The organism is bacterium (assembly GCA_035295165.1).
Lineage (GTDB): Bacteria > Sysuimicrobiota > Sysuimicrobiia > Sysuimicrobiales > Segetimicrobiaceae > JAJPIA01.
In genome coordinates, this window is the sequence record DATGJN010000022.1 from 1 (window position 1) to 15,640 (window position 15,640).

Sequence of the window (15,640 nt, forward strand, 5' to 3'; positions counted from 1 at the left end):
CGTTGACGTCGCCGCAACCGGTGGCGCTGGTGTTTGCGAGCGGAGGGATCGGTCCTCGAGCGAGACAGGAGCGCGTGGGCGCGGGGTGCGTGGCGCCTCCGCCGCGCGCCGCATTGCTCGACGAGGTTGGCGTATCGCTGCACGTCGACGGCGCGTTGCACGTGGAGACGTGGCTGTCCTGGGGGACGGGCGCCCCGGCCCAGAGCCCGGAGGCGTTCGGGCGCGTCGACGGGACGTCCGCCCGTCAGTTTACGGGGACGCTGTCGCGGCTCCACCTGCGACCGGGAACGGTCTGCGTCAACTATTCGGCATGGAACGACACGGTGTTCCCGGTCGGGTTGAGTTTCCACGTGACCTATACACTCGACTACCGGGTGTTCCCGCCGTCGGCGACCGGGACCCGTTGAGGGGACGGCGGGCGGCTCCGGCCGCCCGGCCGCACCGGGGGCGTGCGGGCTGCGGTCGGCGTAGTCCCGTTGCGGGGGGGCGTCCGGGGACGTGCGATAGTCTTGCGCCTCGTGCGCGGGAGCGCCGCTTGTGCCAGCGGCAAGATGCGGTCCGATCCGGGGGTAGATGACCGGGGTCAAGGCTGCCGCGCGTTGACACCCGGGCTAGTGAGGGTACAATGAAGGTGTGACTCGGGCCGTGCACGCGGCGGCCGTGGACCCTGAAGAAGGGAGGCGGATGATGCGACGAGCGAGCCGCCTGTCGCGCAGCAATACGGCCGACGGCAAGGAGACGCCGCCGAAGGCCTAACGGGACGGCGGCACGGTCGATCCACCGCCGGCCCTGCGTGAACCCCTGGTCGTCTGCCACGCTGAGGATGCGTCCTCAAAAGGCGAGACCTGGGTCCCGCGGAGACTGACTGGGGTAGGGTTGAGACACGGAGGCGCGCGCCCGCGCGCCTCCGTTATGTTATGTCCGAGACCCCGGACGTGGGCAGGGACGGCGGTCCATCGCCAGGAACTGCTCCCGGTGTGGCGGAGGTCCCCTCGAGCGTCGCTGTGACCCGCGTGCACCACCACCGCCGGACCTGGAAACAGTTCGTGACGGTCATGGGGCCGGGCGTCGTTTCCGGCGCCGCCGACAACGACCCGTCCGGCGTGATCACGTACATCCAGGTCGGCGCCACCACGGGCTTCAGCCTGCTGTGGCTGATGCTACTCTCGACGCCCATGCTGTACTACCTTGAGGAAATGTCGACGCGGGTGGGCGCGGTGACGAAGCGAGGGATGTCGCGCGTTCTCCGCGCCCGCTATGGACCTGCCGCGGCGGCGCTGATCGTGCTGCCGCTCGTTGCGACGAACGCCCTCACGATCGGCGCCGACCTTGCGGGAACCGCCTCTGGCGCGCAGCTCCTCACCGGCATCTCGTGGGCGTGGTGGATCGTGCCGATCACCGTGGTGATCGGGTACACCCTGGTGTTCGCGAGCTACCGCACGCTCAGTCGGTTCCTGTTGATTCTCACGCCGTTGTTTCTATTGTATGTGATCACCGGGTTCATCGTGCATCCGAACTGGCATCAGGTCCTGCGGGCCACCGTGGTCCCGTCGGCACAGTTCATGCCGAAGTTCTTCGAGGCGGCGTTGGGGCTGCTCGGGGCCACGTTGACCCCGTACATGTTCCTGTGGCAGACGACCGAGACGGTGGAAGCCCGCCTGACCGTCCGTGAACTCCGCACCGAGAACGTCGACGTTGCGGTCGGCATGACGTACGCGAACCTAGTCTTCTACTTCATCATCCTCGTGGCCGCGGCGACGCTCTACGGGCGCGGCGCGGGCATCGAGACCGTCACGCAGGCGGCCACGGCGTTGGCCCCGCTCGCGGGCTCCGCCGCGGCGGCCCTGTTCGCGGTCGGGATCGTCGTGAGCGGGTTTCTCTCCGTACCGGTGATGGCGGCGTGTTCGGCGTACGCGCTCGCTGAGATGCTGGGGTGGCGCGGGGGGCTCGATCGCAAAGTGGGGCAGGCGCGGGGGTTCTATGTGCTGCTCACGGCGTCGCTGCTCGTCGGGGCGGCGACCCCGTTGCTGCGGATTTCGCCTGTGGCGCTGATGTTCTGGTCGCAGGTCGTGAATGGGTTCCTCCTGGCGCCCCTGTTCATCGTGCTGCTGATGGTTGCGAACGACCCGCGCGTCGTCCGGGCCCACCGCAACGGGTTGACGGCAAACCTGGTGGGGTGGGGCACCGTCCTGCTGACGCTCGGGCTCGCGGTGCTCACGGTCCGCCAACTCGTCTTGGGGGGGTAGCCGGTCTCCCGATGGAGGGCGTCGAACGCGCCGCGCCTGTCCGCGCCGCCTGGCGCGTGCTCGCGTTGGCCACGCTGCAGCAGGCCGGGCTGACATCGATCCGGTTTGGGCTGCCCATTCTCGCGCCGTTTTGGCGCGACGCCCTGCGCCTGTCCCTGGCGCAGGTGGGCGTGCTCCTGGGAGCGTTCGACCTCGGCGCGCTGCTCTTGTTCATCCCGCTCGGCGTGCTCGCCGACCGGTGGGGCGAACCCGCCGTACTCGCCGGCGGCGCCGTGTTCACAGCCGCCGTGACGGCCGTGGCCGCGAGCGCGCACCAGTTCTGGCCGCTCGCCCTCCTGCTCGCGGTGGCGGGCCTCGGATACGGGAGCGGCCAGACCGCAGGGAATCAAGTCGTATCTGAGGTGTTCACCGCCGCCGGACGGGGAACCGCGATGGGGGTCCGCCAGTCCGGGCTGCCGATCGGAGGCCTGTTTGCCGCGATGATCGTGCCGACGATCGCGACCGCGTGGGGATGGCCGACCGCCTTGGTCGCCGTCGCGATCGCGTGCGCGGTCCCGGGCGTGCTCTGCTGGGTCGGCCTGCAGGGCATGGCCCGGCCGGGCGCCGCGGTCCCGCCCGTCCGCGCGCTCGCGGCTCTCGTGTGGGAGATCCTCCGCACGCCGGGCGTCTGGCGCATGACCTGGGTGGCGATGCTGCTCGTGATCGGCCAGTTCTGTTATCAGGACTACCTGGCGTTCTACATGGTGGACCGGTTTGGCTGGAGCAAGCACGTCGCGGCGGGGCTGTTGATCGCGGTGAATCTCGGTGGGGTGTTCGGCCGTCTGGCCTGGGGGGCGTTGTCCGACCGCCGCTACGGCGGGCGGCGCGTGCCGGCGCTTGTGTGGTGCGTGGGCGCAGGCGCGGTGTTCCCGGCGGCGCTGCTGGTGCTGCCTGCACCGGCGAGGCTGCCCGAGGTGGCGGCCGTCGCCTTGGTCGGCGGCGTGCTGCTGCTCGGGTGGAACGGTTTGTACAGCACGTTGATCACGGAGCTGGCCGGTCGTAACCTCGGCGCGACCGCGATGGGGGTCAGCATGACCGTGCTCTACGTCGCGACCATGCTCTCGCCGCCGCTGTTCGGCTGGCTCGTGGACGCGACGTCGTACACCGTCGGGTGGGTCGTGTTGATCGGCGTGATGGGGTTCGCCCTTCTCGGGGCGCGCGGCATCCCCGAACCCGGCGGCTAGTGTCGCCGTGTGTTCCGCGACGGCGGTCCGTGGCGGAGCAGACGCGACGGCTCCCGCGGCGCTTGTAACAGGATCGGCCGCCGCTCCCGCGGAACCAACCGGAAACCGTTGCCGTGCCTGCGCAGCCTCCACCGCGGCGGGCCGAACGAAGGAGCGTCTCATGCCGGCGGTCGCCGAACGCGTGGACTACTTTGGGGTCGAGCGCCTGTTGAGCGAGGACGAGCGGCTGGCCCGCGACACGATCGCCCGACTCGTGGATCGGGAGGTGATCCCGCGGATCGGTCGGGCGTGGCTCGCCGGAGAGTTTCCACGGGATCTAATCCCCGCGCTCGGAGCGCTTCGCGTCTATGGGGCGAACCTCCCTGCGGAGTACGGCTGCGCCGGCATGAACAACGTCGCGTATGGGTTGATCCTCCAAGAGCTCGAGCGCGGCGACAGCGGCGTCCGTTCGTTCGCGTCCGTGCAGGGGGCGCTCGTGATGTACCCGATCTACGAGTACGGCACCGAGGAGCAGCGCCGGCGGTGGTTGCCCGCGATGGCGGCGGGCGAGAAGATCGGGTGTTTCGGCCTGACGGAGCCCACGGCCGGGAGCGATCCGGCGGCGATGCAGACACGGGCGCGCCGCCGGGCCGGCGGGTGGGTCCTGACCGGAACGAAGATGTGGATCACGAACGGGTCGATGGCCGATGTCGCGGTGGTGTGGGCCAAGGACGAACAGGACGAGATCCGCGGCTTCCTCGTGGATCCCACGCTCCCGGGGTTCAGCGTCCACGACATCCACACGAAGGCCTCGATGCGCGCGTCGGTCACGAGCGAGCTCGTGCTCGACAACGTCGAGGTCCCGGCGGACGCGGTCCTGCCGAAAGCCGTGGGCCTGGGCGCGGCCCTGCGCTGCCTGACGCAGGCGCGATACGGGATCGCGTGGGGCGCGGTGGGTGCGGCGGTGGCGTGCTACGAAGAAGCGCTCGCGTATGCACGGGGACGTGTGGCGTTCGGGCGGCCGATCGCGGCGGCCCAGATCATCCAGGAGCGCCTGGTGAACATGTTGACGGAGATTACGAAAGCCCAGTTGCTCGTGTACCACCTCGGCCGGCTCAAGGACGCCGGGACGATGCGGTACACGCAGGTGAGCCTGGCCAAGCGCAACAACGTGCGGATCGCGCTCACGATCGCGCGGGAGGCCCGGTCGATCCTTGGCGGGTACGGGATCACACTCGAGTACCACGCGATGCGCCACGCGGCCAATCTGGAGACGGTCGACACCTACGAGGGCACCTACGACGTGCACACTCTGATCCTGGGCCGCGACATCACCGGATTCGACGCGTTCGGCGCATCGACATGACGCCAGGCGATGAGACGGCGCGGCCGTACGACGAGATCGTCCTCGGCCTCGGGGTGATGGGTAGTGCCGCGGCGTGGCACCTCGCCCGGCGCGGGCGCCGCGTCCTCGCCGTGGACGCGCACGCGTCCGGGCACCGGCTCGGCGCGTCGCACGGGCATACGCGGATCATCCGCAAGGCCTACTTTGAAGACCCCGCCTACGTACCGCTGCTTGACCGCGCGTACCGGTTGTGGGACGATCTGGCGCGCGAGACCGGCGAGACGCTGCTGCTGCCGACCGGCGGGCTGATGCTCGGGCCGCCGGAGGCGCCGGTGATCGCCGGGGTGCTGCGGAGCGCGCGCGAGCACGACCTGCCGTACGAGCAGCTCACGGCGCGCGAGGTGCGGCGTCGGTTCCCGGCGTTCACGCCCGACGACGGGGTGGCCGGGCTCTGGGAGCCGCAGGCGGGCATTCTCTTCCCCGAGCGATGCGTGCGCGCGCTGCAACAGGCCGCGGCCCGCGCTGGCGCAGAATTGCGTTTCGAGGAGCCCGTGCGCGCCTGGCAGGCGGACGGGTCGCACGCGACCGTGGAGACGTCACGCGGCCGCTACGAGGCCGACACGCTCGTGATCGCGGCGGGGCCGTGGGCGCCGTCCGTGCTCGCGCGCCTCGGGCTGCCGCTCGAGGTGTTCCGGCAGGTCGCCTGTTGGTTCGAGCCCGTGAGCCCGGAGGACGCCGCTTCGCTCGCGCCTGAACGGTGCCCGCTGTTCATCGGGGTGATCGACGGGGTGCATCTCTACGGCCTCCCGGCCGCGGCCGGACCAGGGTTCAAGGTGGCGATTCACAACACGGGTGACTGGAGCGATCCGTGCACGCCGGAGACGGTACGGCGCGACGTCACGGCCGAGGAAGTCGAAGCCGTCCGCCGGCTGCTGCGGCGCCTGCTGCCCGGCCTCGACGGGCCGCTCGTTGCGGCCGAGACGTGCCTCTATACCATGACCCCGGATGCTCACTTCGTCATCGATCGGAGCGCCGTCCACCCGCGGCTCGTGTACGCGGCGGGGTTCAGCGGCCACGGGTTCAAATTCGGCGGGGTCGTGGGCGAGATCTTGGCCGACCTCGCGACGGCCGGCCGCACGGCGCACCCCATCGGGTTTCTGTCGGCGGATCGGTTCCACGAGGCGCGCCGGGCGCCGGCATGACGGCGACGTCGCGGTCGGCGTCCGTGGCCGGCCTCGCGGCCACGGCGGTGCGGTCGGGGAGCCTTCACCGGCGCGTCACGCTGCTCGCGGGTCTGGCGTTCGCCAGCAACGGCCTCAACCTCGGCGTGCTGAGCTTCGCGCTCCCCGGACTGCGTGCGGCCTGGGGACTGACTCCCGGGCAGGCCGGGCTGCTGACCGCGGGCGCGGGGGCCGGGCAGCTGCTCGGCGGGGTGGTGATGGGGCACGCCGCGGACTGGATGGGGCGGCGGGCCGGGTACGGGTTGACGGTCGGCCTGAGCGCCATCGCCACCGGCGCCGCTTCGTTCGCTCCCTCGCTCGGATGGCTCGTGGCGCTGTTGTTCCTCGCCGGCGTGGGCTTCGGCGGCGTTGCGCCCGTCGCGACGAGCATGGTCGGCGAGTTCGCGCCGCGAGAGATCCGCGGGGCGCTCATGGGGTGGACGCAGGTCATCTGGACCATCGGGTGGATCGTTGCGGCAGCCGCCGGCGCGGTCGCCGCCCACGGCCTGGGCTGGCGGGTCGTGTTCGCGGTCGGTGCCGTGCCGCTCGTGTTCGCAGTCGTCGGCCCCTGGCTGGTGCCGGAGTCGCCGCGCTTCCTCCTGGCCCACGGTCGCCGGCTCGAGGCCGACGTGCTGGCGCGACTGCTGCGCGAGCGGTTCGGTGCCGAGATCGAGTTGCCGGCGCAGGAGCATGCGTCGCACGTCTCCCTGGCGGCGCGCCTCCGGGAGCTGTGGAGCCCGCGGTTCCGGCGCGCCACCATCATGGTCTGGACCGTCTGGTGGGTCATGATCGGCGCCTACAACGGGCCGGTGTCGTGGCTGCCGACGATGCTGCAGGCGTCCGGGGCGGCGCATGCGGAACGTGTGTCGCTGTTGTTCTCCTGCGCGATGATCGTGCCCACGACCATCGCGACGTTGCTCGTGGATCGGGCCGGACGCAAGCCGGTGATCGTCGGGGCGCTCGTCTTGGGCGGCGTGGGCGCCGCGGTGCTCGCGGCTGCGCGCGGGGAGAGCATGCTGGTGCTCGGCGGGATTCTGATGGGCGGGGGGGTCCTCGCGGCGTGGCCGGTGATCTTGTCGTTTGCGGCCGAGCTGTACCCGACGCGCATTCGCGCGACCGCCACGGGGTGGGCGTCCGCGGCCGGCCGCACCGCCGGGATTCTGTCGCCGGCGCTCCTCGGCCTCATGATCGGGAGCTGGTCGAGCGGGCACGCCGCGATCGGGGTCTACGTGGTGGCGCTGGCCGCGGCGGTTGCGATCGTCCTCGTGTTCGGCGAGGAGACCGCGGGCCGGTCGCTCGAGGACATTACCGGCGTGGGCGACGCGCGGCCGGCCACGGCGGGGCAGGGCACCCCGTGAGCCGTCCGGAATGAGTGCCAGGAGAAACCGGCGCGTCTGGGTGCGCGGGAGGTGGATCGTCGACATGGCAAACTGGTGGAGGCACCGGGTCGCAGCGTTGGTGGTCGTCGCGTTTCTGGGTGGGGCGGTCGCATCGCCGGCGCTGGCGCAACTCCCCAACGTCAACATCGGGTCGTTGATCAAGCTGTTCGGCATCGGCTACGTGGTCAAGCAGTTTGGCCCGCAGATCAACAGCGCGATCAACACATTGATGCTGAACAACAGCGCGGCGAACAAGGAGCTGACGAAGGTGGTCCCGATCTTGAGCGTCGGCATCAACGTCGGTAGCTCGGGCGGCGCCTACATCGGAGCGGCGCAGGTCCAGGGGCCGAAGGCGGCGCTCGATCAGGTGCAGGCGGTCGCGCAGATCGAGGGCACGTTCACCGGCGTGGTGCGGCTGCGCGCGCTCATCCCGGTCGACAGCCTCACGCCGATTCCGGGCAAGCTGCACCGCGTCTACGGCGTCGGTGTGACGGCGCTCGTGGACTTCAACCTCTAGGCGCTCGCGCGCCCCAGGGTGGAACCCCCGCTCGTGCGCCGGGCGCGGGATTATGGTACGCTCCCTCGTGGACGGAGCAACGGCGGAGCGCACAGGTGAACACGATGGACACGCCGCCCCGGCGGTACCATATCATCACCCAGGGTTGCCAGATGAACGTCCGGGACTCGCAGGCGATGGCCGGCCTGCTCGCCGGCCTCGGCTACGAGCGGGCCGACGATCCCGCGGACGCCGACGTGATCCTCCTGAACACGTGCACGGTGCGCGAGGGGGCCGACGACAAGGCCTACGGGCGGCTTGGGGAGTTGCGCGCGCTCAAGCGCCGGCGGCCCGGGCTGATTCTCGGCATGGCCGGGTGCCTCGTGCAGAAGGACCGCGACCGCGTGCGCAAACGGGCGCCGTGGCTCGATCTTGTCTTCGGCGTGCACAACATCCACCGATTGCCGGAGTTGCTCCGCGCAGCTCAGGACGGCTGCATGCCCGTGTACGAGGTGTGGGACCGCTCGGACAAGGAGCGGCCGCTGCCGGTGCTCCCGGCGGTGCGCGCCGGGGGCGTGCGCGGCTTCGTGAACATCATCCACGGCTGCAACAAGTTCTGCACGTTCTGCATTGTGCCGTATGTGCGCGGGCGCGAACGCAGCGTGGCGCCCGAGGCCGTGGTCGCCGAGGTGCAGGCGCTCGCCGGCGGCGGGTTCCGCGAGGTGACCCTGCTCGGGCAGAACGTGGACAGCTACGGGCACGACCTTGCGCCGCGCCGGGATCTCGCGGATCTCCTGTGTCTGGTCCACGAGGTCGCCGGGATCGAGCGCATCCGGTTCACGACCAGCCACCCGCGGGACATGACGCGCCGGTTGATCGAGACGGTGGCGGCGCTGCCGAAGGCGTGCGAACACATCCACCTGCCGGTGCAGGCGGGGCACGACGCCCTCCTCAAGCGAATGCACCGGGCGTACACGACCGCGCAGTACCAGGCCACGATCGAGACGATCCGGCAGGCGATGCCCGGGGCGAGCATCACGACGGACGTCATCGTGGGGTTTCCCGGCGAGACGGAGGACGAGTTCGACGGGACCCTGCGCCTCGTGGAAACCGTCCGGTTCGACGCCGTGAACACCGCCATGTACTCGCCGCGCGAGGGAACGCCCGCCGCGGGGTACGCCGACCAAGTCCCCGAGGAGACAAAGCGCCGGCGCTTGCATGCGCTAAACCAGATGCAGGAACGCATTGCGGCCGAGGTCAACGCCGGATTGGTCGGCACCGTGCAGGACGTGCTCGTCGAGGAGCCGGGCACCCGCGGCGGCGTGCTCGGCCGGACGCGTACGAACAAGATCGTCACGCTCGACGGCGGCCCCGAATTGGTGAGGCGCATCGTGCCGGCGAAGATCGTCGACGCAGGGTCCTGGGTGCTCCGCGGGCGGGCGGTGGCGGTGCCGGTTTAGGCGAGGCGATCGGCGCGCGGTGTGGTCCAGCCACGCGTGGCGTAGTCCCCGGGGACGAGCGCAAAGATCAGGCGGTCCGACGGGTTGCCGGAGGCGTCGAGCGCGGAACAGCGCAGCGTGCCTTCCAGGACGAATCCAAGCCGCTCCGGGATCCTGCGGCTGCGCACGTTCCTCGGGTCCAACCGGATCTCCACCCGGTTGGCCGACAGGGTCTCGAACGCGAGCGCGGTCATGAGTTGCACCGCCTCGGTCACGTATCCGTGTCCCTGCGCACTCAGCCGGACCCAATAGCCGATCTCGAACGCCCGCACCGCCCAGTTGATGCGGTGCAGCCCGGTCCCGCCGAGCAGGCGGCCGCTCCCGCGGTCGAAGATGCCAACGGTCAGGTCCTCCCGGAGTACCCAGCGCGCCCGCATGTGGGCGATGACGGCGCGTTCGTCGTCGGCGGACCGTAGACTCGCGACCCACGGCAGCCACGCCGCGAGGTGCTCGCGGGATTCCTCGATCGCCGCCCACGTGGCCGGCGCGTCGTCCGCGCGCAGCGGACGCACGAGCACCCGCGGCCCGTGCAGTTCCTCGGGGATTTCGAGCAAGACCGGCACGCGCTGCAGCACGATCGTCCTCCCTGTCACCGCGCCGGGCCACATCGCGCGGCCAGCCGTATCGTACCACACGACGGCGTTCGTGCGCCGGGCCAGCGCGACCCCGTGGAGGAGGCCGCGACGAGACCGGCATCGAACTCGCCCCGTAGGGGTGTGCCGAAACGGTTGGCCGGGACGCGGGCGAGCGCGTCATCTTCTCGGCGACCGTTGCGTGGCGCACAAGTGCTGATCATGGGGGTGCACGATGTCGTACCTGATCAAATCCCGCCGCCGCGGCCCGGGGTACACGCGGCTGGCCGCTCCTGGGACCGCCGGGTTGCGCCACATGGAGTTCGGCGTGGTTGAGTTGACCGGCGGCGCCGCGCACGAGATCGTCACCGGTGATCGTGAAGCGGTGGTGTACGTGCTCTCGGGCGCCGGTACCGTCACGGCAGGGGGCCGCGCGGACGCGATGCGCCTCGGGCCTCGTCGGAGCGTGTTCACCGATCCTCCGTCGGCGGCCTTCCTGCCGCCCGGGACGTCCGCCACGCTCGCCGCCGCGGACGGCGGGTTCGTCGGGGCGGTCGTGTACGCATCGAGCGCCTCCCGCGCGCCCGCGCTGGTGGTCGGCCCGGGCGACGTCGAGCGCCGCACCGCGGGGGCCGCGAACTGGGAGCGCGCGGTCTACAACGTGGTCGACGCGGCGCGCGGCGCGCAGCGGTTGATGGTCGGCGAGACGATCAACCCGCCTGGGAACTGGTCGAGCTATCCGCCGCACAAGCACGACACCCGCTCGGCGTCGGGCGAACTGCCGATGGAGGAGGTCTACTTCTACTTGGCGCGCCCCGACGGCGGATTCGGGCTGCAGATGCTCTACACGGCACCGGGGACCCCCGATCCGATCGACGAGGTCTACCGCGTGGAGAGCGGCGACCTGCTGGTGATCCCGCGGGGGTACCACCCGGTCGTCGCCGCAGCCGGGTACGACCTGTTCTACCTCTGGGCGATGGCGGGGGATGAGTCGAAGTACGGTGCCTGGAGCGACGATCCCGCGCACGCGTGGGTGCGCGACAAGGAGCGGGACATCGCGCGCCGCTGAGGGATTCCGCGCGCGGTGGGCGTAATGCCGGGGCGGGACTCGCGGCGGTCTCGGGCTCTGCTCGCTACGTACGTCGGTAGAACCACCGCTCGAGATCCTGGGCGCGCACCCGCACCATCGTGGGGCGTCCGTGGAAGCACGAGAACGGGTCGCGCGTACGCGCGAGGTCGTGGAGGAGGGCGGCCATCGCCGCCGGATCCAGCCGGTCTCCGGCACGGATCGCGGTGTGGCACGCCGTGGCGATCGCGAGGCGCTCCTCCAGGTCGCGCCCGGCGTGGGGCCCCGGTTCGCCGCGCAGGTCGTGGAGGCACGCGCGCAGTAGCACATCGGGTGCGCGCGCGGCGGCGATCGCCGGCACGGCGGTGAGCCGAACCGCCGACGGGCCGAACGGCTCGAGCTCGAACCCCAATGCGCGCAGGGCCGCGTCGAGCTCGTGGTGGACGGCCATCTCGGCCCGGCTCAACTCGAGCACCACCGGTACGACCAACCCCTGCGCGCGCACGCCCGCGGCGTCGCGCTGATCGAGGAGACGCTCGTACAGCACGCGCTCGTGCGCCGCGTGCTGGTCGATCAGGACGAGATCGCCGTCCGCCTGCCCGACGAGGTACGTGAGCGCGAGTTGTCCGATCAGGCGGATCTCGGGCCACGCCTCGACGCCCGACGCGGGCGCCCACGGAGTCTCTGGTTCGAAGAGGCTGGCACGCTCCCCCGTGACAGGGAGCGCGCCGAGATCCGCGGCGGCCGCACCGGCGGCGAACCGGGGCGTGTCGCCGCGCACGTCGCTCGGGGCGCCTCCGTGATCTGGCCCGACGACGTGCAGCAGCGACGTCTCGTGCAGCGCGCGGCGGATTTCGCGCACGACGTCGTCGAAGATCTCGGCGTCGCGCGTGAATCGCACCTCCGCCTTGCGAGGATGGACGTTGACGTCCACCTCGTCCGGAGCGATGCGCAGGTTGAGCACGGCCATCGGATACCGGTCGTCGGGGATCAGGGTATGGAACGCGGTGGCGAGCGCGCGCGCGAGCAGGGGGCTCCGGATCGGTCGGCCGTTCACGAGAAACCACTGGTGCGTGCGTCTGCGCTGCGCGACCTGCGGGGTGCCGATCACCCCGCTCAGGCGCACCGCCCGGCCCGAACCGTTCACCTCCAGCGTGTGCGGCGCAAGCTGCGGCCCCAGCAGCCGGCGTGCGCGTGCGGCGAACGGCTCGGCCGGCGCCCACAACAGCTCGCGTCCGCCGTCCACCAGCCTGAGCGACACGTCCGGGGCGGCGAGGGCGAGCGCCTCCACGGTCTCCACGATCACCGCGGTCTCGCGCGCGGGGGAGCGCAGAAACTCCTTGCGCGCGGGCGTGTTGAAGTAGAGGTCCTCGACGGTGACCGTGGTGCCCTGTCCGCCGGCGGCCGGTATCACGTCGGTGCGAGCGCCACCGGTCACGGCGATCCGGGCGGCCGCGTCGTCCCCGCGGACCCGGGTGACCACGGCGACCCTGGCGACCGCGGCGATGCTCGGCAGCGCTTCGCCTCGGAATCCGTACGTGCGGATCTGCGTCAGATCTTCGGCGGAACGGATCTTGCTCGTTGCAAACCGTTCGAAGGCGGTCGCGAGCTCATCTGCGGGAATCCCCTCGCCGTCGTCGCCGACGCGGATCAATCGGCGGCCCGCGTCCTCGATCTCGATCGTGATCCGGTGCGCTCCCGCGTCCAGGCTGTTCTCGACGAGCTCCTTGACGACCGACGCCGGCCGTTCGACGACCTCTCCCGCCGCGATGCGTTCGGCGGCGGTGCGGGGCAGTACCGTGATCGAGGCGCGGGGCGGGCGCGCGCTCACGACGCGCCGGTGCGCGGCGCGCCCGGTCCGGGGAACGGTACCACCGTGCCTCCGGGGGCGTCGCCGCGGGGCGGGTTCGCATCCGCGGCGGCCCCCGGCACGTCGAGCATCGCGCGCAACTTGGAGAGGAAATTGAGGGCGTCGAGCGGCGTCATCGTCGCGAGGTCCGCCGCGCGCACCGCCTCCTCGACCGGGGACGGGAGCGCCAGCGCCAGTTGTTGGCCCCGCGATGGGCCGCGGCGTCCACGCACCGGCCGGGCGCCCGCGGCGGCGCGCTCCAACCCCGCGAGAACCTCGCGGGCCCGCCGGATCACGGGCTCCGGGACCCCGGCGAGGCGTGCGACGTGGATCCCGTACGACGACGTGGCGGCGCCCCCCGCGACGCGGTACAGGAAGACGACGTGGTGCCCATCCTCCCGGACGAGGACCTGCAGGTTCGCGACGCGGTCGAGTTGGGACGCGAGTTCGGTCAGCTCGTGATAGTGCGTGGCGAACAGCGCGCGCGCGCCCACGCGGTCGTGCAGGTCTTCCACCACCGCCCACGCCAGGCTCATGCCGTCATAGGTGCTGGTGCCGCGGCCGACCTCGTCGAGGATGACGAGGCTGCGCGGTGTCGCCTGGGTGAGGATCCTGGCGACCTCGATCATCTCCGAGAGAAACGTGCTCCGGCCCGCGGCGAGGTCGTCGGTGGCGCCGACCCTCGTGAAGATCCGGTCGACGACGCCGATCTCCGCCTCCCGCGCCGGCACGAAGCTGCCGATCTGGGCCAGGACGACCGCGAGCGCCGCCTGCCGGATGTAGGTGCTCTTCCCGCCGAAGTTGGGACCCGTGACGATCAGGACCTCTCGGGCCGCCGCGCCGTCGGTGTCGAGCGCGAGGTCGTTGGGCACGAACCGTTCCGGTCCGAGGGCCTGCTCGACCACGGGGTGGCGGCCGGCCGTGATGCGGATCGCCCGGCCGTTCGTCACCCGGGGGCGGACGTACGCGTGGCGGATCGCCGCTTCGGCCAGGGCGGCGTAGACGTCCAGTTCCGCAACCGCTCTCGCGGCGGTCAAGAGCGCGGGCGTGTGCGTGCGGACCTCGTCGCGGACCGCGCGAAACACCTCGTATTCCCGCGCGTTGATGCGCTCCTGCGCCGACAGGAGGAGAGCTTCGCGCTCCTTCATCTCGGCCGTGAGGTAGCGCTCGGCGTTCACCAGCGTACCCTTCCGCACGTAGTCCCGGGGAATGCTGCGCGTGTGCGCCTTGCTGACCTCGATGTAGTAGCCCATGACTTGGTTGTAGCCGACCTTCAGGCTCCGGATCCCGGTGCGTGCGCGTTCCGCGGCTTCGAGGTTGGCCATCCACTCCCGAGCCGACCGGCTGCCGGCCTGCAGGTCGTCGAGCATCGCGTCGAAGCCCGGGCGAATGACGCCCCCGTCTTTCGGCGACATTGGGGCGGCGTCCACGAGCGCGCGGCGCAGCAGGTCCGCGAGCGCGGGCGGCGCCGTCACCGCGGGGAGCAACCGACGGACCGGCTCCACGGGGATCCCGAGCGCGGCCGGGGCGATCCCGGGCAGCGCCTCGGCCGTGTCGCGCAGGGCGGTGAGATCGCGGGGGCCCCCCGTTTCGTGGGCCAGGCGTCCGGTCAGGCGCTCGAGGTCACCGAGTGTTCGGAGGCGTGTCCGGAGCGCCTCGCGCGCTTCGCCGTCGCCCGCGAACGCTTCTACCGCGTCCTGGCGGGCCCCGATCGCGTCCACGTCGACGAGCGGCTGCGACAGCCACCGGCGAAGGAGGCGGCCGCCCATCGGGGTCTCCGTGAGGTCGAGGACGTCGAGCAGCGTCTCGGACGCGCCCCCGTCGCGCGTCGTCCGCCACAGCCCCAGTGCCCGTCGCGTGACGTCATCGAGCACGAGTCCTTCGGTTGGCGGGATGAGCCGGACGCCCCGCAAGTGCGGCAGCGGCCCCTTCTGAGTGTCGCGCAGGTATTGTAGCAGCGCGCCCGCCGCCGCGGTGGCGAGCGGCGCTCGGCGAAGGTCGAAGGCGTCGAGGGATGCGACCTCGAGGTACTCGCGCAGCGTCCGCTCTCCAATCGACGGGTCAAACCGCCACGCGTCATACGGGGTGGCCGTGGCGCCCTCGCTCACCTGGACGTCGTCGCTGGCGCCCTCGGGAACGAGGATCTCGCGCGGTCGCCAGCGGGCGAGCACGTCCTCGAGCCGAAGCGGCGCCGCACCTTCCGTGGCGAGGAACTCGCCGGTGGAAAGGTCCGCGAGCGCGAGTCCCCACGCGTCGCCGCTTGTGGTGGCGGCGGCGAGAAAGTTGTTCTCGCGCGCCGTCAGCAGATCGTCCTCGATGACGGTGCCGGGTGTAACCACGCGCACGACTTCGCGGCGCACGAGATCGCGGGCGTGCGACGGGTCTTCGACCTGATCGCAGATCGCGACGCGGTGCCCGGCGTCGATCAATCGGCGAAGGTACGTGTGCAGCGCGTGGTGCGGGATGCCGCACATCGGGATCCGCTGTCCCTTGGCGACCGGCCGGCTCGTCAGCGTCAACCCCAGCGCGCGCGCGACCACGTGCGCGTCCTCAAAAAAGGCCTCGAAGAAGTCACCGAGCCGGAAGAGGAGAATCGCGTGCGGGTGCTGGTCCTTGAGCGCCTGGTACTGGCGCATCATCGGGGTCAATTCGCTCATCTTCCGAGCCCTCTTCGGCGCGGTGGCGCCCGGTCCTGTCGGTCGGCGGGCCTGGTGCCGCCGATCGCGCGCGCCGGGTCCGCCGTGGCGGGAGGCGGACGCCCCACCG

General features: G+C 71.4%; 12 protein-coding genes. 9 read left to right on the top strand and 3 right to left on the bottom strand.

Annotated elements, in window-relative coordinates; genetic code table 11:
- From VKZ50_03090 to miaB, 8 genes are all read left to right on the top strand, one after another.
- Positions 1-407: hypothetical protein (locus VKZ50_03090; GenBank protein HLJ58697.1), on the top strand; the 407-nt coding region annotated here is incomplete at its 5' end.
- Between the two features lie 597 nt (positions 408-1,004).
- The gene (locus tag VKZ50_03095; GenBank protein HLJ58698.1) at positions 1,005-2,246 is read left to right on the top strand and encodes a divalent metal cation transporter; all 1,242 of its coding nucleotides are present in this window, start codon (positions 1,005-1,007) and stop codon (positions 2,244-2,246) included.
- A gap of 11 nt (positions 2,247-2,257) precedes the next feature.
- On the top strand, positions 2,258-3,469 hold the full coding sequence (locus VKZ50_03100; protein HLJ58699.1) for an MFS transporter: 1,212 nt from the start codon (positions 2,258-2,260) through the stop codon (positions 3,467-3,469).
- 160 nt (positions 3,470-3,629) lie between these two features.
- Positions 3,630-4,814, top strand: a complete 1,185-nt coding sequence (locus VKZ50_03105; GenBank protein ID HLJ58700.1) for an acyl-CoA dehydrogenase family protein — start codon at positions 3,630-3,632, stop codon at positions 4,812-4,814.
- Entirely contained in the window at positions 4,811-5,995 is a 1,185-nt protein-coding gene (solA, locus tag VKZ50_03110; GenBank protein HLJ58701.1) for an N-methyl-L-tryptophan oxidase, read from the top strand. The genes VKZ50_03105 and solA overlap by 4 nt, the downstream gene beginning before the upstream one ends.
- Positions 5,992-7,371 carry an MFS transporter gene (locus VKZ50_03115; protein HLJ58702.1) on the top strand — a complete coding sequence of 460 codons (1,380 nt, stop codon included), beginning with the start codon at positions 5,992-5,994 and terminating at the stop codon, positions 7,369-7,371. The genes solA and VKZ50_03115 overlap by 4 nt, the downstream gene beginning before the upstream one ends.
- A 64-nt stretch (positions 7,372-7,435) precedes the next feature.
- Complete coding sequence (locus VKZ50_03120; GenBank protein ID HLJ58703.1) at positions 7,436-7,909, top strand: hypothetical protein; 474 nt, start codon at positions 7,436-7,438, stop codon at positions 7,907-7,909.
- Between the two features lie 104 nt (positions 7,910-8,013).
- Positions 8,014-9,348, top strand: coding sequence for a tRNA (N6-isopentenyl adenosine(37)-C2)-methylthiotransferase MiaB (gene miaB / locus VKZ50_03125; protein ID HLJ58704.1), 1,335 nt, complete (start codon positions 8,014-8,016; stop codon positions 9,346-9,348).
- Here the strand turns inward: miaB and VKZ50_03130 are convergent.
- Complete coding sequence (locus tag VKZ50_03130; protein ID HLJ58705.1) at positions 9,345-9,962, bottom strand: GNAT family N-acetyltransferase; 618 nt, start codon at positions 9,960-9,962, stop codon at positions 9,345-9,347. The two genes, miaB and VKZ50_03130, sit on opposite strands and share 4 nt — an antisense overlap.
- 232 nt (positions 9,963-10,194) lie before the next feature.
- Here VKZ50_03130 and iolB point away from each other — a divergent pair, with 232 nt between their 5' ends.
- Positions 10,195-11,028: a 5-deoxy-glucuronate isomerase gene (gene iolB / locus VKZ50_03135; GenBank protein ID HLJ58706.1), complete on the top strand. Its 834-nt coding sequence runs from the start codon at positions 10,195-10,197 to the stop codon at positions 11,026-11,028.
- A gap of 64 nt (positions 11,029-11,092) precedes the next feature.
- Here the strand turns inward: iolB and mutL are convergent, their stop codons facing one another.
- Together mutL and mutS are read right to left on the bottom strand one after the other, a co-directional pair.
- Positions 11,093-12,856, bottom strand: coding sequence for a DNA mismatch repair endonuclease MutL (mutL, locus tag VKZ50_03140; protein HLJ58707.1), 1,764 nt, complete (start codon positions 12,854-12,856; stop codon positions 11,093-11,095).
- Entirely contained in the window at positions 12,853-15,531 is a 2,679-nt protein-coding gene (mutS, locus tag VKZ50_03145) for a DNA mismatch repair protein MutS (GenBank protein ID HLJ58708.1), read from the bottom strand. The genes mutL and mutS overlap by 4 nt, the downstream gene beginning before the upstream one ends.
- Positions 15,532-15,640 lie beyond the last annotated feature (109 nt).